The sequence below is a fragment of the Brevibacterium sp. FME17 genome, from assembly GCF_014897515.1.
Lineage (GTDB): Bacteria > Actinomycetota > Actinomycetes > Actinomycetales > Brevibacteriaceae > Brevibacterium.
In genome coordinates this window covers 215,756-231,871 of record NZ_JABUYD010000005.1, presented here as the reverse complement: position 1 = coordinate 231,871, position 16,116 = coordinate 215,756, and the positions used below count along the sequence as shown (strand labels likewise).

Annotated in this window: 13 protein-coding genes; 8 read left to right on the top strand and 5 right to left on the bottom strand. The window is 63.5% G+C overall.

Going from position 1 to position 16,116, the window contains the following annotated elements:
• Positions 1-320: 320 nt before the first annotated feature.
• Genes INT40_RS07405 through nadA form a run of 4 tightly spaced genes read right to left on the bottom strand, consistent with a single transcriptional unit; the run spans position 321 to position 5,550 of the window.
• Positions 321-1,535, bottom strand: a complete 1,215-nt coding sequence (locus INT40_RS07405) for a cysteine desulfurase family protein (RefSeq protein ID WP_193095822.1) — start codon at positions 1,533-1,535, stop codon at positions 321-323.
• Position 1,536: 1 nt separating this feature from the next.
• Positions 1,537-2,490, bottom strand: coding sequence for a carboxylating nicotinate-nucleotide diphosphorylase (gene nadC / locus INT40_RS07400; RefSeq protein WP_193095821.1), 954 nt, complete (start codon positions 2,488-2,490; stop codon positions 1,537-1,539).
• Complete coding sequence (gene nadB, locus INT40_RS07395) at positions 2,484-4,259, bottom strand: L-aspartate oxidase (protein ID WP_193095820.1); 1,776 nt, start codon at positions 4,257-4,259, stop codon at positions 2,484-2,486. The genes nadC and nadB overlap by 7 nt, the downstream gene beginning before the upstream one ends.
• Positions 4,260-4,266: 7 nt before the next feature.
• Positions 4,267-5,550 (bottom strand): quinolinate synthase NadA, encoded by a 1,284-nt coding sequence (nadA, locus tag INT40_RS07390; protein WP_193095819.1) that lies wholly within the window; start codon positions 5,548-5,550, stop codon positions 4,267-4,269.
• A 263-nt stretch (positions 5,551-5,813) separates the two neighbouring features.
• Here nadA and panB point away from each other — a divergent pair, with 263 nt between their 5' ends.
• From panB to INT40_RS07375, 3 genes are all read left to right on the top strand, one after another.
• Positions 5,814-6,779, top strand: coding sequence for a 3-methyl-2-oxobutanoate hydroxymethyltransferase (panB, locus tag INT40_RS07385; RefSeq protein ID WP_413463553.1), 966 nt, complete (start codon positions 5,814-5,816; stop codon positions 6,777-6,779).
• Positions 6,779-7,630, top strand: a complete 852-nt coding sequence (gene panC, locus INT40_RS07380; RefSeq protein ID WP_193095817.1) for a pantoate--beta-alanine ligase — start codon at positions 6,779-6,781, stop codon at positions 7,628-7,630. The genes panB and panC overlap by 1 nt, the downstream gene beginning before the upstream one ends.
• Positions 7,631-7,981: 351 nt before the next feature.
• Positions 7,982-9,670: a mechanosensitive ion channel gene (locus tag INT40_RS07375; protein ID WP_226830907.1), complete on the top strand. Its 1,689-nt coding sequence runs from the start codon at positions 7,982-7,984 to the stop codon at positions 9,668-9,670.
• A gap of 134 nt (positions 9,671-9,804) precedes the next feature.
• Here the strand turns inward: INT40_RS07375 and INT40_RS07370 are convergent, their stop codons facing one another.
• A complete protein-coding gene (locus tag INT40_RS07370; RefSeq protein WP_101574148.1) occupies positions 9,805-10,575 on the bottom strand; it encodes a LysE family translocator in 771 nt (256 codons plus the stop codon).
• Between the two features lie 226 nt (positions 10,576-10,801).
• Between INT40_RS07370 and INT40_RS07365 the strand changes: the two genes are divergently transcribed.
• From INT40_RS07365 to guaA, 5 genes are all read left to right on the top strand, one after another.
• Positions 10,802-11,704, top strand: coding sequence for a LysR family transcriptional regulator (locus tag INT40_RS07365; protein ID WP_193095816.1), 903 nt, complete (start codon positions 10,802-10,804; stop codon positions 11,702-11,704).
• A gap of 151 nt (positions 11,705-11,855) precedes the next feature.
• Positions 11,856-12,989, top strand: a complete 1,134-nt coding sequence (locus INT40_RS07360; protein ID WP_101574146.1) for a GuaB3 family IMP dehydrogenase-related protein — start codon at positions 11,856-11,858, stop codon at positions 12,987-12,989.
• Between the two features lie 31 nt (positions 12,990-13,020).
• On the top strand, positions 13,021-14,010 hold the full coding sequence (locus tag INT40_RS07355) for an SURF1 family protein (protein WP_193095815.1): 990 nt from the start codon (positions 13,021-13,023) through the stop codon (positions 14,008-14,010).
• The gene (locus tag INT40_RS07350; RefSeq protein ID WP_101574144.1) at positions 14,007-14,444 is read left to right on the top strand and encodes a DUF3817 domain-containing protein; all 438 of its coding nucleotides are present in this window, start codon (positions 14,007-14,009) and stop codon (positions 14,442-14,444) included. The genes INT40_RS07355 and INT40_RS07350 overlap by 4 nt, the downstream gene beginning before the upstream one ends.
• Positions 14,445-14,488: 44 nt before the next feature.
• The gene (guaA, locus tag INT40_RS07345; protein ID WP_193095814.1) at positions 14,489-16,069 is read left to right on the top strand and encodes a glutamine-hydrolyzing GMP synthase; all 1,581 of its coding nucleotides are present in this window, start codon (positions 14,489-14,491) and stop codon (positions 16,067-16,069) included.
• Positions 16,070-16,116 lie beyond the last annotated feature (47 nt).

Genomic DNA, 16,116 nt, shown 5'->3' with positions numbered 1-16,116 from the left:
GCGTGGGTGCCTCCTGCCTCGATCGATCCGGGTAGGCGACCGATCTTGCATGCGAAGTTCGTGGCTCAAGACATCATCGACACACTCTTCGACGAATGACCTGCCCTTAGTTCGGTGGCACATCTGTGCACTGCCTACAGTCCTGTCGGACAGTCTTCGGACACAGTTATCTGACACTGTCCATACCGACTTGTCGGACAGCCTTCGGGCACAGTTATCTGACACTCTTCGACAAGAGCGAATGACTCACCTGCGTCAGTGACAAGTAGCCCGTCGGCGGAATGACCATTCAGGTGTAGACGTGTAGACGTGTCTAACGCTCAGCTGTAGCTGAGAGCCAAATTCTCCACCGCCGCAGATACGGATTCCGCTGCTCGACGGCCATCCTCAGCGGCGAAGGATGCGGGGAAGGTGAAACGCACACTTGTCTTAGCGACATCATCGTCGATGCCCAATGCAGTGAGCACATGAGACGGTTCATCCGAGCCGACGGCGCATGCCGAACCGCTCGAGGCAGTGATACCGAGGCGTTCAAGCTCAAGCAGCACTGCCTCACCGCTGGTGCCTGAAAAACAGAACGAGGCATGATTCGGTGTACGCGACGACTCGCTGCCGGTGAGGAAAGCGCCCGGAACAGAAGCCAGCACCTTCGCGATGAAATCGTCACGAATGGCCTGGACACGTGCAACGGCCTCTACCTGTTCCGCCTCGGCGAGTTCCAAGGCGGTGGCAAAGGCCACGGCCAGGGCCACGTTCTCCGTCCCCGACCGGCGTCCTGACTCCTGACCGCCACCGTGGATGAGCGGTTCGAGAGGGATCCGCGCCCGGATTGCGGCAACGCCGATTCCTTTCGGCGCACCGACCTTGTGCCCGGCCAAGCTCATGGCGTCCACACCGAGTCCGCTCAGCGGTAGCCAACCCGCTGCCTGCACCGCATCCGTATGGAAGAAGGCACCGGCGTCATGGGCCACATCTGCCAGGGCTGCGATGTCAGCCACAGTACCGATCTCATTGTTGGCGTAGCCCAGACTGACCAGCAGAGTGTCCTCGCGCAGAGCCGAGCGGAGGGCCTCGGTGGTGATCATTCCGTCGGATTCGACCGGTACCTGCGTGACTTCGAAGCCGTGCCAGCGAACCAGGAAGTCCACCGATGCGAGCACCGCCTCATGTTCGAGGGCAGACGTCACGATATGCCGCCGAGGTGACCGACAGTTCGCACTTTCGCCGGAGCCGGTGTTGCCACCGGTCCCAGCCCCGAGGGAAATCCCGATGATCGCAAGATTGTCGGATTCGGTGCCGCCGCTGGTGAAGATGATGTCGGTGCTGCGCATGCCCAGCACCTTCGCGACCCGACGACGGGCGTCCTTCAACGCCTCGGCCGAGGTGTGGCCGACCTCGTGATGGCTCGATGGGTTACCGAAGACGCCGGTCAGGTACGGCCAGGCCGCTTCGAGGGCCTCTCTGCGAACGGGAGCCGCTGAGGCGGTGTCGAGGTAGAGTGGTCTGCTCGAATCGGACTGCTGATCGAGTGCCATCTCAGTTCGACCCCGCGCCGATGCTGGGCCCCACGCAGATGGTGGCTTCCCGGCCCGCGTCGGTTTCAAAGTCCGCATCGATGCTGGCCTCAAGGTCGAGGTCCAGGTCGAGTCCTAAATCGATTGCGCGAACACTATGGGTCAGCGCTCCGGATGAGATGACGTCGACTCCGGTGGCGGCGATATCAGCGACGGTGTCGAGGGTGACATTGCCGCTGGCCTCCACGATCGCACGTCCTGCGATGAGGTCGACTCCCGCCCGCAGATCGGCCAGGGAGAAGTTGTCGAGCATGATGATGTCGGCACCACCATCGAGCACCGGTGCGATCTGCTCGAGACGGTCGACCTCGACCTCAATCGTCGTCGTGTGCGATAGCCGGGCACGGGCCGAGCGGATCGCAGCCGCCACATCGGCGCCCTCACCAGCCAGAACAGCGAGATGATTGTCCTTGACCATGACCGCGTCGGAGAGTCCGAACCGGTGGTTGTGCCCGCCTCCGCAGCGCACCGCGTGCTTCTCGAAGGCACGCAGTCCAGGGGTCGTCTTGCGGGTATCGACAATGCGCACACGGTGACCCGTCGTGTTCGACGCAGCCGCATCGACGAAGGCCTTGGTCTGAGTCGCAATGCCACTCATCCGCTGGCAGAAATTCAACGCGATCCGCTCGGCTCGCAGCACCGTTCGGGCGGCCCCTGAGACCGTCGCCAGTCTGTCGCCGGGAGAGAAGACAGCACCGTCGGCGACACTGACGTCCACTTCGACACTGGCGTCAACGAGCGAGAACGCTCTGGCGAAGACCTCGCCTCCAGCGAAGACGCCGGCCTCACGCGCGCTGAGGACCGCAGAGGCCACGGCGTGCTCCGGTACGAACGTCTCACCCGTGATGTCTCCCCATGGGGCATCCTCATCGAGCGCCAAGCGAAGAGCGGACTCGATCGTCGCGGTCGTCAGCATGAAACAGCCTCCTGAAGCAGGGCGGTGGTGGATCCGGAAAGTATGGAGGTGTCGGGAAAGTCTGAGCGTGTGTGGGCCCCACGACTCTCCCTCCGCGCGAGCGCATGAGAAGCGATGGACCGGGCGATCAGCGCGAGATTTGCAGTCTCGAAACGTTCGACCAGCTCCTGTGCTGTGCCTACCGCTTCCTGTGGTTCTGGTGGCGCTTGCGGTACCTGTGCCGGTACCTGTGGTGCATGTGCACCCACGGTGCGTGGAGCGGTTCGGTCACCCTCGCCGAGGTGGTCGAGCAGCGCCCGCAGTCCGTGCTCGTTGCGTTCGATGCCGAGGTGAGCCCAGGCCAGAGCCTGGAGTTCTTCACGAGAGACTGCGCTCTCTGAAAAAGAGCCTGTGTCCTCTGCAATAGAGGCTTCGTATATGCCACGAGAGAATCTCCTGACGTGAGCCTCACGCGTGGGGTTCGGTGTGGGGTTCGCTTCCGGGAACTGCGCGGAAGTGAGATTTTCGTCGATGGCTGCGGCGGCTCGTGCTCCGAAGACAGCTCCGTCAAGCAGTGAATTCGATGCGAGACGGTTAGCCCCATGTACACCGGTGCAGGCGACTTCGCCGACGGCGAAGAGTCGAGCAATGTTGGTCCGTCCGTCAAGGTCAGTGCGGATGCCGCCCATGAAGTAGTGGGCTGCTGGGGTGACCGGAATGAGGTCGGTGGCCAGATCGAAGCCGTGCGCGGCCAGTCCGCGAGCGATGCTGGGGAAGTGGGCCGTCACCTCGGGTACAGCTCGGGCATCCACGTAGCAGGGTCGACCATCCTGGGCAGCCATTCTCCGGTGGATCGCCAGGGCAACGACATCACGGGGCGCCAGCTCACCTCGGCGATCGATGTCCGGCATGAAGCGATGACCATGGGTGTCAAGGAGAAGAGCTCCGGCACCACGGACAGCTTCGGAGATGAGGAATCCGGATCCGGCCAGCGCGGTGGGATGGAACTGGTAGAACTCCATGTCGGCAACGGCTGCACCCGCACGGATTGCTGCGGCCAGTCCGTCTCCGGCAGCAGCCGCGGGGTTCGTCGTATGCGAATAGAGCTGACCTGCCCCGCCGGTGGCCAGCACGACGGCATCGGCGGTGAGCTGCTCTTGCACACCGTCCCGGAGCACCTGCACTCCGGTGACTTCGCGATTGCCCACAGCACCGGTGGCATCGCTTTCGCACCCTGTACCTGCACCAGACCCGGCATCAGGCTGGGCATCAGAGCCAGTCGCAGACCCTGCACCAGACTCGGCAGGGCAAGTGACCAGGTCGAGCAGCATCGTGTTCTCGAGCAGGCGCACAGTGCCCACGGAAACGGCGGCGCGTAGTGCCTTCGACAGGGCTTCGACAATCACCTTTCCCGTGGCGTCTCCTCCGGCGTGGAGAATGCGCGGAATCGAGTGTGCGCCCTCTAAACCGCGCGCCCAGTCACCTGTCTCGTCGCGGTCGAAGGCGACACCAGCAGCCGCGAGCTCGAGGATCCGCTCCGGTCCCTCGCTGCACAGAACGCGCACCGCTGCGCCGTCGCTGAGCCCAGCCCCGGCGGCCACCGTGTCGGCGATATGCGATTCTACGGTGTCATCGGCACTGAGCACTCCGGCGATCCCGCCCTGTGCCAGGGCAGTGTTCGACTCGCCGAGGCGGTCCTTCGTCACCACGGTGACCTCGTGTCTGCCCGCCAGTCGCAGGGCCGCGGTCAGGCCCGCGATCCCGGACCCGATGATGAGTACGTGACTCATGCGCCGCTCAGATCCGGGGTTTCGCGGCGAGCATCCGCTCCAGGGACACACGAGCCGGATCAGCCACCTCGGCGTCGACCGTGATCTGGTTGATCACCTGATCCTCGAGCAGGGCTTCGAGGACCCAGGCGATGTAGCCGGGGTGGATGCGATACATCGTCGAACACGGGCACACGACGGGATCGAGGCAGAAGATGGTGTGCTCGGGATGCTCAGCAGCCAGCCTCTGGACGAGGTTGATCTCGGTGCCGATCGCGAATGTGGTGGGCTCAGCTGCCTCGGCGATGGCCTTCGTGATGTAGGCCGTCGATCCGGATTCGTCGGCCGCGGCCACGGTCTCCTGCGGGCACTCGGGGTGGACGATGACGCGGACATCGGGGTGATCGATGCGCGCCTTTTCGATCTGTGCGGGGGTGAAGCGTTTATGCACCGAACAGAATCCCTGCCACAGGATGACCTTCGAATCCTCGATGGTGTCGGGGGAGTTGTTGCCCAGTGGGCGAGCGGGGTTCCACAGTGGCATGGCGTCCAGGTCGATGCCCATGTTCAGTGCGGTGTTGCGGCCCAGGTGCTGGTCGGGGAAGAAGAGCACGCGCTGACCGCGCTCGAAGGCCCACTCGAGGACCACCTCGGCGTTGGATGAGGTGCACACGATCCCACCGTTGCGGCCACAGAACCCCTTGATCGCGGCCGAAGAATTCATGTAGGTGACGGGGATGACGGGCACCTTGCCATCGGCGTCGAGCTCGGCGCCCAGCAGGTCATTCAGCTGTTCCCAGCAGTCCTCGACCTGGTCGATGTCGGCCATGTCTGCCATCGAGCAGCCTGCAGCGAGGTTGGGCAGGATCACCGACTGCTCCGGGGTGGAGAGCAGGTCCGCGGTCTCGGCCATGAAATGCACGCCGCAGAAGACGATGGCTTCGGCCTCCGGGTGGTTCTGCGCGGCCTTGGCGAGCATGAAGGAGTCGCCGATGTAGTCGGCGTGCTCGACGACCTCGACCCGCTGATAGTGATGGCCGAGGATGACGACCCGATCGCCGAGCTCGGTCTTGGCCGCCACGATCCGTTCGTCCAATTCTGCCGCCGAGGCGTCCCTGTACTCCCGTGGAATCTCACCCTGGCGCGGAGCCGAAGAAGGAATCGGATCGTCCATCGAGGCACCCGGCCCATAACCGGGTTTGACGTCGACATCCCACGGGGCGTCGATTAGGTCTGTCGAGCACATTTCGTCATCCGAACCGGTCGTGGAGATGTCCTTGAGGGTGAGCTCGATCGAAGCTGTTGTGGTCATCATCGTCCTTCACAGAGTGGAACAGTACGTCCCGAAAAAGTTTTGCGCATATTTGAGCTTAATGATCATCGCTCGTAATGTAAAACACCGATGTGCGGCAGACCGGGGTCGATGATCTAGTCTGGAAACTGGCTCGTAATCCGAGTCGACCCGAACGCGAACCCGCACGATTCGGCCGGCACCACCGCCTGCCGCCGACTTGTGCACATGCGACGCTGACGATGCGTCGCCACCCAGACGAAGGCCGACCGAAGAGGATGCCCATGCCCTTGCCCCATGAACAGTCACCCGCACAGCCCGAGAATTCCGTGGCTGATCAAGACGAGACGGTTCCGCCCTACGGGGGCGGTTCCAGCCAGGCCGCTCCCAGCGCACCCACTGCCGGTACCGCTTCGGCGAGTGCAGCTTCGGCTGGTGCGGCCACACTTCCGCCTCGGCGGGTCCGGACTCTTGACCTCCTCAAAGCCAAGTCAGAGGGCCGTCGCTGGGCGATGCTGACGAGCTATGACCAGTACACGGCGGCACTGTTCGAGCAAGCCGGAGTCGAGGTGCTGCTGGTCGGTGACTCCGCGGCCAACAATGTCTACGGCCATGAGACCACGCTGCCCGTCACCGTTGATGAGCTTATTCCGCTGGCCCGAGCCGTCTCGAGCGCGACCTCCCGGGCGCTCATCGTCGCGGACCTGCCGTTTGGCAGCTATGAGATCTCCGATGAGCAGGCGGTTGCGACTGCCGTGCGCTTCATGAAGGAAGCCGGTGTCCACGCGGTCAAGCTCGAAGGAGGCGTGGCCGTGGCCTCGCGGATCAAGGCGATCACCACCGCCGGCATCCCGGTGATGGCTCACATCGGCTTCACGCCCCAAGCCGAGCACAACCTCGGCGGGTACAAGGTCCAAGGCCGTGGGGGCGCCGGTGATGCGCTGCTGGCCGATGCCCGTGCCGTCGCCGAGGCGGGGGCATTCTCCGTGGTCATGGAGATGGTTCCAGCCGGTTTGGCTGGGCAGGTGACCGCAGAGATGGCGATCCCGACCGTGGGAATCGGCGCCGGTGCCGACTGCGATGCCCAGGTGCTTGTGTGGCAGGACATGGCGGGCCTGCGAACAGGGAAGGCACCCAGGTTCGTCAAGCGATATGCCGACCTGCATTCGGTGCTGACCGATGCCGTCGGCCGCTACGTCGACGAGGTCAAGAGCGGCGAATTCCCTGAACCAGAGCGGAGCTTCGACTGATGGAGGTCAGCGGAATCCAAGCTCTGCGCGCCTGGCGGAAACAGCAGACGGGCACCGTGTCCCTGGTTCCGACGATGGGTGCACTGCACTCGGGTCATCAGGCGCTGATGGACCGGGCTCGGGCATCTGGAGACGCGGTCGTGACCAGCATCTTCGTCAACCCGCTGCAGTTTCGAACCGATGAAGACTTCTTCCAATACCCACGTCCTTTCCAGGCCGACTTGGACGTCTGTGAGGCGGCCGGAGTGGACTTCGTGTTTGCTCCGGCACTGGGGGAGATGTACCCTTCGGCCCCCGAAGCCACCGTCTCCTCGGGACGAATGGGCGCCGTGTATGAAGGCGCGGCGCGACCCGGGCATTTCGACGGAGTCCTGACGGTGGTGGCCAAGCTCTTCACCCTGACGAAACCGGACTCGGCGGTCTTCGGGCTCAAGGACATCCAGCAGTTCTGCCTGGTCAAACGCCTGATCGTTGACCTCAACTTCGACATCGAACTTATCGGTCTGCCCGTGGTCCGCGACGACGACGGATTAGCCATGTCGAGCCGCAACGAATACTTGGCGCCGGCCGATCGAGCGGCAGCCTTGGCTATCCCTCGTGCTCTGGATGCCGCAGCCGACGCGGCTTCTGACGGATCGCCGGTTGGAGTCGAAGCGGCAGCAGAGACGGTGCTTCAGGCAGCTGCTGAGCGAGGAGACCTTGACCTCGTGTATCTCGCCCTCGTTGACGCCACGACCTTTCGACCGTGTGCCCAGGACTTCGCAGGACAGGCCCTGCTGCTGGTCTCGGCGACTGTTGGAGGCACTCACCTCATCGACAATGTGGCGCTTGAATTTCACCGTTCTGCGTGAGCGAATTCGACGCCACCGTGTCTGCGAACTTGGCTGTCACGGCCCGGTGAGTTCGACTATCGAGCGTGAAATTCCCCAACATTCGTCTATCGGATAACACCGTCGGTGTTTGCCGTGGAGAAATGAAAAAACGAGCATCACACCCTATCCGATGCGTAAACGTGACCTGAATATATAGGAATTGTTAAGTTACTGAAATACGCCTGTGGACGGGATTCTGGGCACAGCATCGTTTGTTCCATTATCCGACGTCGTCTCTCCGCTAGCCCTTGTTCTGAGTGTCCGGTGTGAATAGACTCCAAATCAGCAACCGCGAAAAAAGGGACTGCTAGTTCGCCGTAGCCGAAGGAGATGACGGAAATGCAAAGCGCAGATATATGGTCGGTCCTCACGAAAGTGGGACTGGCGATTCTTATACTCATCGTCACATGGATACTTGCTGCAATCGTCAAATGGGCGATCGGGAAATTGGTGACGAAGATACCGGCACTGCAGCGTGACGGAAGCGACGGTCGGCAGATCGGAAAGTCGATCGGTCAGATCGGCGGATTGATCATCTGGCTGCTCGGTCTCATCGCTGTGCTGCAGCTGTTCAACCTCGATCAGGTCCTCAGTCCTCTGCAGGGACTGCTCGACGGAATCTTCGGATTCCTGCCCAACATCATCGGTGCAGGTTTCATCTTCTTCATCGGCTTCGTCTTCGCCAAGATCGCCAAACAGCTGGTTCAGACGGCACTCAATGCCGTGGATCTGACCAAGCTGACGTCGAAGTTCCGTTCATTCGGCGATCGCGCCACGGGTGTCACCGAGACTGCCGCCGGCACCGCGCCGCAGCAGAACAACGTCAACGCACAGCAGGCTGCCTACGGCCAGCCCCAGCAGGGCCATCCCGGCCATCCCGGCCAGCAGGGTCAGCCTGGCCAGCAGGGCTACCAGGGTCAGCCCGGTCATCCGGGTCAGCCAGGTCAGCAGGGCCACCCAGGTGCCGGTAATCCCAACGCTGAGGCGAACGCCAAGATCTCATCCCTTGTCGGCAACCTCGTCTTCGGGATCATCATCATCGTTGTCTCGATCTCGGCACTGCAGGTGTTGGGCATCGCGGCGATCTCGCAGCCGGCACAGCAGATGCTGGAGATCTTCCTCAACGCCATTCCGCTCATCATTGCGGCAGGCATCCTGCTGGCGATCGGCATGGTCATTGCCAAGTTCCTCGGCAACCTGCTCGAAGAGGTTCTGCGTGGAGTCGGCACGGATCGTGCGGTCGAGTCCATCGGAATCGTTCCCGAAGGCACAAGCGCCTCAAGCGTGATCACCAAGATCGTGCAGGTTGCGATCATGATCTTCTTCGCAATCATGGCGACGCGTCTGCTCGGGTTCCCCGAGATCACGAACATCCTCAATGAGATCCTCGACCTCGGTGGCAGCGTCCTCTTCGGTGCCGCAATCATCGCCGCAGGTTTCCTCATCGCAGCACTGATCGGCAAGTTCATCACGAACTCCGCCGCCAGCAAGGTCCTGCGGTACTCGGCCATTGCACTCTTCATCGCGATGGGTCTGCGCTACATGGGGCTGGCCGATTCGATCATCAACCTGGCCTTCGGTGCCGTGGTCATCGGCGGAGCCGCCGCCGCTGCCCTGGCCTTCGGTCTGGGTGGTCGCGATGCCGCAGCCAAGATGCTCAACAAGGTCGATGTCGAGGCCGCTGTCGACAATGACGGTGGAGCTGACCGTCACCCCCGCAGTGCCAGCGGTGCCCGCAGTGCCAGCAGTGCCAACAGCGCTGGCGGCAACGCCGGCGGCGCCAGCACCACCGGTGCCGGAAACAGCGGAATCGGAACCGGCGGAGTCGGCAGCACCGGACACGGTGGAGCCGGAACCGCAGGACATGGTTCAGCCGGAACCGTCGGCCACGGCGGCGCCAGTGCCGGGAGCGACACCCCACTGGGCGGTCCCGACGACACCGGTCGCCGCGGTGGACCCGAAGACACAGGTCCACTCGGTGGTCCAGACGGCAGCGGTCCCGTACCGCCTGCCAGCTGAGAGCCATGACAGGTTCAGGTCATATTGCATGACACGAGGAAGGTGCGAGTCGGGGAATTTCCCCCGGCCCGCACCTTTGTCTGTCTGCGACTGTTGCCAGCGTGCCCAGTCGGCACCCCGAGCGCCGGCTGGAACTACATCGGGATGGCGATGACGGCGATGCCCATGATCACGAGAACGGCGGCGGAGACGGCTTCGATGTAGAAGTCGGTGCTTCTTCTCTGCAGGGCGGCCGCGGCCATACCGGCCATGAAGGCGAGAAGGATCTGGTAGGCCAGCATCAGCCCGACCACGACCGAGACCAGCAGCAGGTAATCGGCTCCCGCCGCAGATGAGGGCACCAATGTCGGCATGACGGCGAGGAAGAACAGTCCCGCCTTCGGGTTGCTCAACGATGAGATCAGGCCTCGGCGATATGAGATGACGGACCGCAGCTGTCCCCATGATTTCTTCGCACCGGATTCGGTGCTCGCGTCGGCAGAGGAGCCGACACCCACCTCGGCGGCCTCGGACTGCGCGGCTTCAAGCTCAGCGCTTTCGAGTTCGGTGAGATCATCGGTGGCTGCCGCGATCTCACTGACCTGGCCGCGCGGAGGCATCCCGCGCAGTTCGGAGCGGATCCGCAGGGCCTGCCGGGCCGCCAGGGCGCCGAGGAAGCACAGGTAGAGTCCGCCGACGACCTTGAGCACGATGAGTGCGGAAGGGAAAGTTGTGAGCAGGGCGGAGATTCCGGTCAGGGCCGCGATCATCCAGATCGTCATGCCGGTGGCGGTTCCGAGCGAATAGATCAGCCCGGCCTTGCGGCGCAGGGCCGAGAGGCGAACCGTGAGGATCGTCTCGGGCCCGGGGGTGACGGCAAGAGCGGTCGCGGCCCCGGCGATGGTGATGAGCTCGGCTCCGGTCATGGTGCTCCTTCAAGGACGGAGACCAGGCAGTTGACCTGGTCTCAGTGGCAAATGCGACGCTGCACGATGACGGCCCGATGCAATGCGCACGGACAGGGATGTACCGGGCACGACGAGCTCTGCCTCAAGTCTGCCGTACAGCACCCCGAATAAACATATTGAGAAAAGCAATCATTTGCTAACAACCATTCGGCGTTACCGAACGATCATCGGCTAGTCTGAACGCATGTGGGATCTCAACCGACTGCGCATCTGGCGGGCCGTCGTGGCCACCGGTTCCGTCGTCGACGCCGCCAGGAGTCTCAACTACACGCCGGCCACCATCAGCCAGCACATCACGACGCTGCAGAAATCCGTCGGCGTCCCCCTCTACCGCAGGTCAGGGCGCGGCATCGAGATCACAGATCTGGGCAAGCGCCTGGCCGAGGAATCTGCCGACGTCTTCACCGGCCTGAGCAGACTCGACAGCCTCGTGGAGAGTTTTCGCACCGTAAGTCGACCCCGTATGCGCATCGCAGCGTTCACCTCATTCAACGCCGGACTGCTGCCGGGAATCATCGAGTCGGTGGCCCTGGAGCACCCGGACATGCGCTTCGACATCCAACTCAATGAACCGGCCAAGGTCCGCCGCAGCCACTGCACGATCGAGGTCCGCAGCGAAGTTCCCCAGGACGACGAGGTCCACCTGCCAGGAATGACGCGCACGGTCCTCTTCGACGATGACTACCGAGTCGTGGTCTCGGCCCGGCATCGATTCGCGAGGCTCGACTCCGTCCCGTTCAAAGATCTCGAAGACGAGCGGTGGGTCGACTATGACCTGTGGGCTGGGCCGACTAGCAAGGTCGTCGACCTCGCCTGCGCTGCCGCCGGGTTCGAACCCCGGACCTTCGCCGCCTCGGAAGACGAGTTCGCTGCCCTCGCCCTCGTCGCTTCGAATCTGGCGATCACCGTCTTGCCGCGCCTGTCGTCTGCCCAGCTGCGGCCGGGTCTGACCGCGGTCGGCCTCACCGACCCCACCCCCGTGCGCCGCGTCGTCATGCATGTGCGCGAGCGCGAGGCGCATCTGCCGCACGTGCGCTCCTTCGTCACCGCCGCCGAGGCGGTCGTGGCCGACTACCTGGCACGCTGAGATACCGCTTTTCCCGCCCTGAGATACTCATTCTGCCTAGGCCGAGGCCCCGTTCTGCCTACGCTGAGATACCCGTTCTGCCCAGGGAGACTCACCGTTCCTCATAGTGGGCTGAGTCCCCGGCGTCAGGGCGGTGGGATAGGCTGTTCGGGTGAGTTCTGAAATCGAAATCGGCAAAGGCAAGCGCGGTCGTCGCGGCTATTCACTCGACGATATCGCCGTCATCCCTGCTCGGCGCACCAGAGATCCCGAAGATGTATCCCTGGACTGGCAGATCGACGCCTACAAGTTCGACCTCCCATTCATCGGAGCCCCCATGGACTCCGCCATGTCGCCGGAGACCGTGATCGCCCTGGGCAAGCACGGTGGCCTGGGCGTCCTCGACCTCGAGGGCCTCTGGACCCGCTACGAGGACCCCACTCCGCTGCTGGCCGAGATCGCTCAGCTGCCTGCTGAGATGGCGACGTCGCGGATGCAGGAACTCTACTCCGCACCCATCCAGGCCGAACTCATCACGGCCCGCCTCGAACAGATCCGGGAAGCAGGAGTCACCGTCGCCGGTGCCCTGACCCCGCAGCGGACTCAGCAGTTCTACAAGACCGTCATCGACGCAGGTGTCGACATCTTCGTCATCCGCGGCACCACGGTCTCCGCCGAGCACGTGTCCTCGCACACGGAGCCGCTCAACCTCAAACAGTTCATCTACGAACTCGATGTTCCCGTCATCGTCGGCGGTGCCGCCACCTACACCGCGGCTCTGCACCTCATGCGCACCGGCGCTGCCGGTGTCCTCGTCGGCTTCGGCGGGGGGCCGGCCGCAACGACACGCAAGACCCTGGGTCTCCACGCTCCGATGGCCACCGCGATCGCCGATGTCCACGCTGCTCGGCGTGACTACATGGACGAATCCGGCGGACGCTATGTCCACGTCATCGCAGATGGCGGACTGGGCAGCAGCGGTGAGATCGTCAAGGCCTTCGGCGTCGGTGCCGACGCCGTCATGCTCGGCACTGCTCTGGCTAGGTCGACCGAGGCCCCTGGCCGTGGAATGCATTGGGGCGCCGAGGCGCATCACCCCGAACTTCCCCGCGGACACCGCGTGGAGCTGGGAACCGTGGGCAGCCTCGAGCAGGTTCTCTTCGGCCCCGGACGCACCGCCATCGGCGAACTCAACCTCGCCGGTGCCCTGCGTCGTGCACTCGCGACCACCGGCTATGTCGACCTGAAGGAATTCCAGCGCGTGGACGTCACCGTCTCGCCCTATCAGCCTGGATCGGTGGTTTGATCTGTTCCGCCTGGCGCTGACCCCCAAATGGTTGGGGTCCCTGCTGATCGTGCTCATCCTGGTCACCTGCTTCGTCGGACTCTCGGCATGGCAGGTTGAACGGGCTCAGCACAAGAACGATGCTGTCGATTCGGCGAACGTCGAGGAGATCGAACCGTTCAACGACGTCATGGAGGCCCAAGCACCCATGCCGGGCATCCTCGCCGATCAGCGGGTGAGCCTGTCCGGACACTGGCTCCCGGACGATCAGGTCGTCGTCCCCGGACGCGTCCTTGATGGGGACAAAGGCTTCTGGGTGGTGACGATGTTCGCACCCGATGATGCCCGCCTCGGCGATTCGGCCGGTGCCAACGCCGACGACAAGACCATCGCGATTCCGGTTCTGCGCGGCTTCACCACCGATGAGAAGACCGCCATGGACTCCCGTGCGGCAGAGGGCCCAGTCAAGATGAAGGCGCAGATCGGTCCCGTTGAGGGTCCGATGCCCGGAAATTCACTGCCCGAGGGGCAGGTGCGCAGCGTCTCCACAGCGCAGCTGATCAACATGTTCCCCGACCTGCTGACCTATTCGGGGTTCCTCATCCCCGAAGAAGCCACCGGTGACGCAGCCTCCATCGCGACAGACGGACTGTCCTTCGTGCCGCCGACGATGACGCGGGACGAAGGTGGATTCGATATGCAGTCCGCTGGCTACGCGATCGAATGGCTGATCTTCGCAGGCATGGCCCTGTACATGTGGTGGCAGCTGCTGCGCGATGATTTCATGCGCCGCCGCCTTGATGCTGACTCCGATTCTCAGGATCCGGTGAACCGCGACGAGTATGTTGTCGTGAAGGCTGCAGGCCAGTCCAAGATCGATCCCGAGGTGATGTCGGGACTGACCGGGCTTCCTGCCCACAGGCATGGAGCGAAGAAACCTCGCACCCGCCGCGGCAGATCCGCTGCCGGCGGCAACGCCGATTCGACCGATGCCACCGCCAATTCGACCAACACCACCCCGACCGGAGGAAACCGAGCGTGAGCCAAGAACCCGAGTCCCTGGATTCCCGCCCCGACTTCGATGACAGCAATGTGTGGAGCGTCAAACGCTTCACCTCGGCGCGCAATGCCCTGAAGTTCTATCGTGTGATGGCCATCATCACCGGAACGATGCTCCTCATCCTCACCGTCGAGATGGTCTACAAGTACCTCATCGCCGCTGACTCCGCGACGGCACTGAACTTCGGCGGCTTCAACCTGGCAGCCGCGATCGCGATCTGCCACGGCTGGTGCTACGTCGTCTACCTCATCGGCTGCTTCTGGCTCAATCAGCAGATGCGCTGGACCCTGGGCCGCTATATCGTGTTGGCTCTGGCCGGCGTGGTCCCGGTGATGTCGTTCATCCTCGAGCGTCGAATCCACCGTCAGGTCGAAGCAGAATTGGCGGCGGCCGTCGTGGTCGCTCCCAAGAGCTGAGGCCAGTAGTTGGGCACTGGGTGCCCGGTGTTTAGAATTAGGTCATGACGCAAACCCAGAGCACACAGGTGCCTCCTGTCCTCGTGGTCGATTTCGGTGCGCAGTACGCGCAGCTCATCGCCCGACGGATCCGCGAGGCCGGACTGTATTCCGAGATCATCGCCCATGACGCCCCGGCCGCGGAGTTCGCAGCCAAGAATCCAGTCGCCATCGTGCTCTCGGGTGGACCGTCGAGCGTCAACGATGAAAGCGCCCCCGGATTCGACACCGCCGTCTTCGACCTCGGCGTGCCCACCATGGGCATCTGCTACGGCTTCCAGCTCATGTCGACGGCCCTGGGTGGAACGGTCGCCAAGACCGACAAACGCGAGTACGGCTCGACCCCGGTCACCGTCGCCAGCACCGGTGCGCTCTTGGCCGAGACGCCGAACAGCTACAAGGTGTGGATGTCCCATGGTGACTCCGTCGCCGAGGCGCCCGCTGACTTCGATGTCCTCGCCTCGACCGCGGACACCCCGGTCGCGGCCTTCGAGTGTGCCGCACGCAAGTTCGCCGGCGTGCAGTGGCACCCCGAGGTCCTCCACTCCGAGTACGGACAGCAGATCCTCGAGAACTTCCTCTTCAACGTCGCCGGACTCAGCGCCGACTGGACCAACACCTCGGTCATCGACGAGCAGATCGAACTGATCCGCGCCCGCGCCGGTTCGAAGAAGGTCATCTGCGCCCTGTCAGGAGGAGTTGACTCCTCCGTGGCCGCCGCACTGGTCCACAAGGCCATCGGTGACCAGCTCACCTGCGTCTTCGTCGATCACGGACTCCTGCGTGAGAACGAACGCGAACAGGTTGAGAACGACTACGTGAATTCGATCGGCGTCCGCCTGGTCACCATCGACGCACGTGAGCAGTTCCTGTCCGCACTCTCCGGTGTCATCGACCCGGAGACCAAGCGCAAGATCATCGGCCGCGAATTCATCCGCACCTTCGAGAAGGCCGCAGCCGACCTCGTACTGGAGGCCAAGGACGAGGGCGAAGAGATCGGGTTCCTCGTCCAGGGCACGCTCTACCCCGACGTCGTCGAATCAGGCGGCGGCTCGGGCACTGCAAACATCAAGAGCCACCACAACGTGGGCGGCCTGCCCGATGACATCACCTTCGAGCTCATCGAACCCCTGCGTGCCCTGTTCAAGGACGAGGTCCGCGCCATCGGCCGTGAACTCGGCGTCCCCGATGCCATCGTCTCCCGCCAGCCGTTCCCCGGTCCGGGACTCGGAATCCGCATCATCGGTGAGGTCACCGAGGATCGTCTGTCGATCCTGCGCCGCGCCGACGCCATCGCCCGCGAAGAGCTGACCAAGGCCGGCCTCGACGGGGAGATCTGGCAGTGCCCGGTCGTCCTTCTGGCCGAAGTGCGCTCGGTGGGTGTCCAGGGCGACGGGCGCACCTATGGCCATCCGGTCGTGCTGCGCCCAGTCTCCAGTGAGGACGCGATGACCGCTGACTGGACACGCGTTCCCTACGACGTGCTCTCGGTGATCTCGAACCGCATCACGAACGAAGTCGACGACATCAACAGGGTCGTCCTCGACGTCACCTCCAAGCCTCCGGGCACCATCGAATGGGAATGATCCTGGTCCCCGACCACAATTCCTGAACAGTGTTCAGCTAGGGTGGG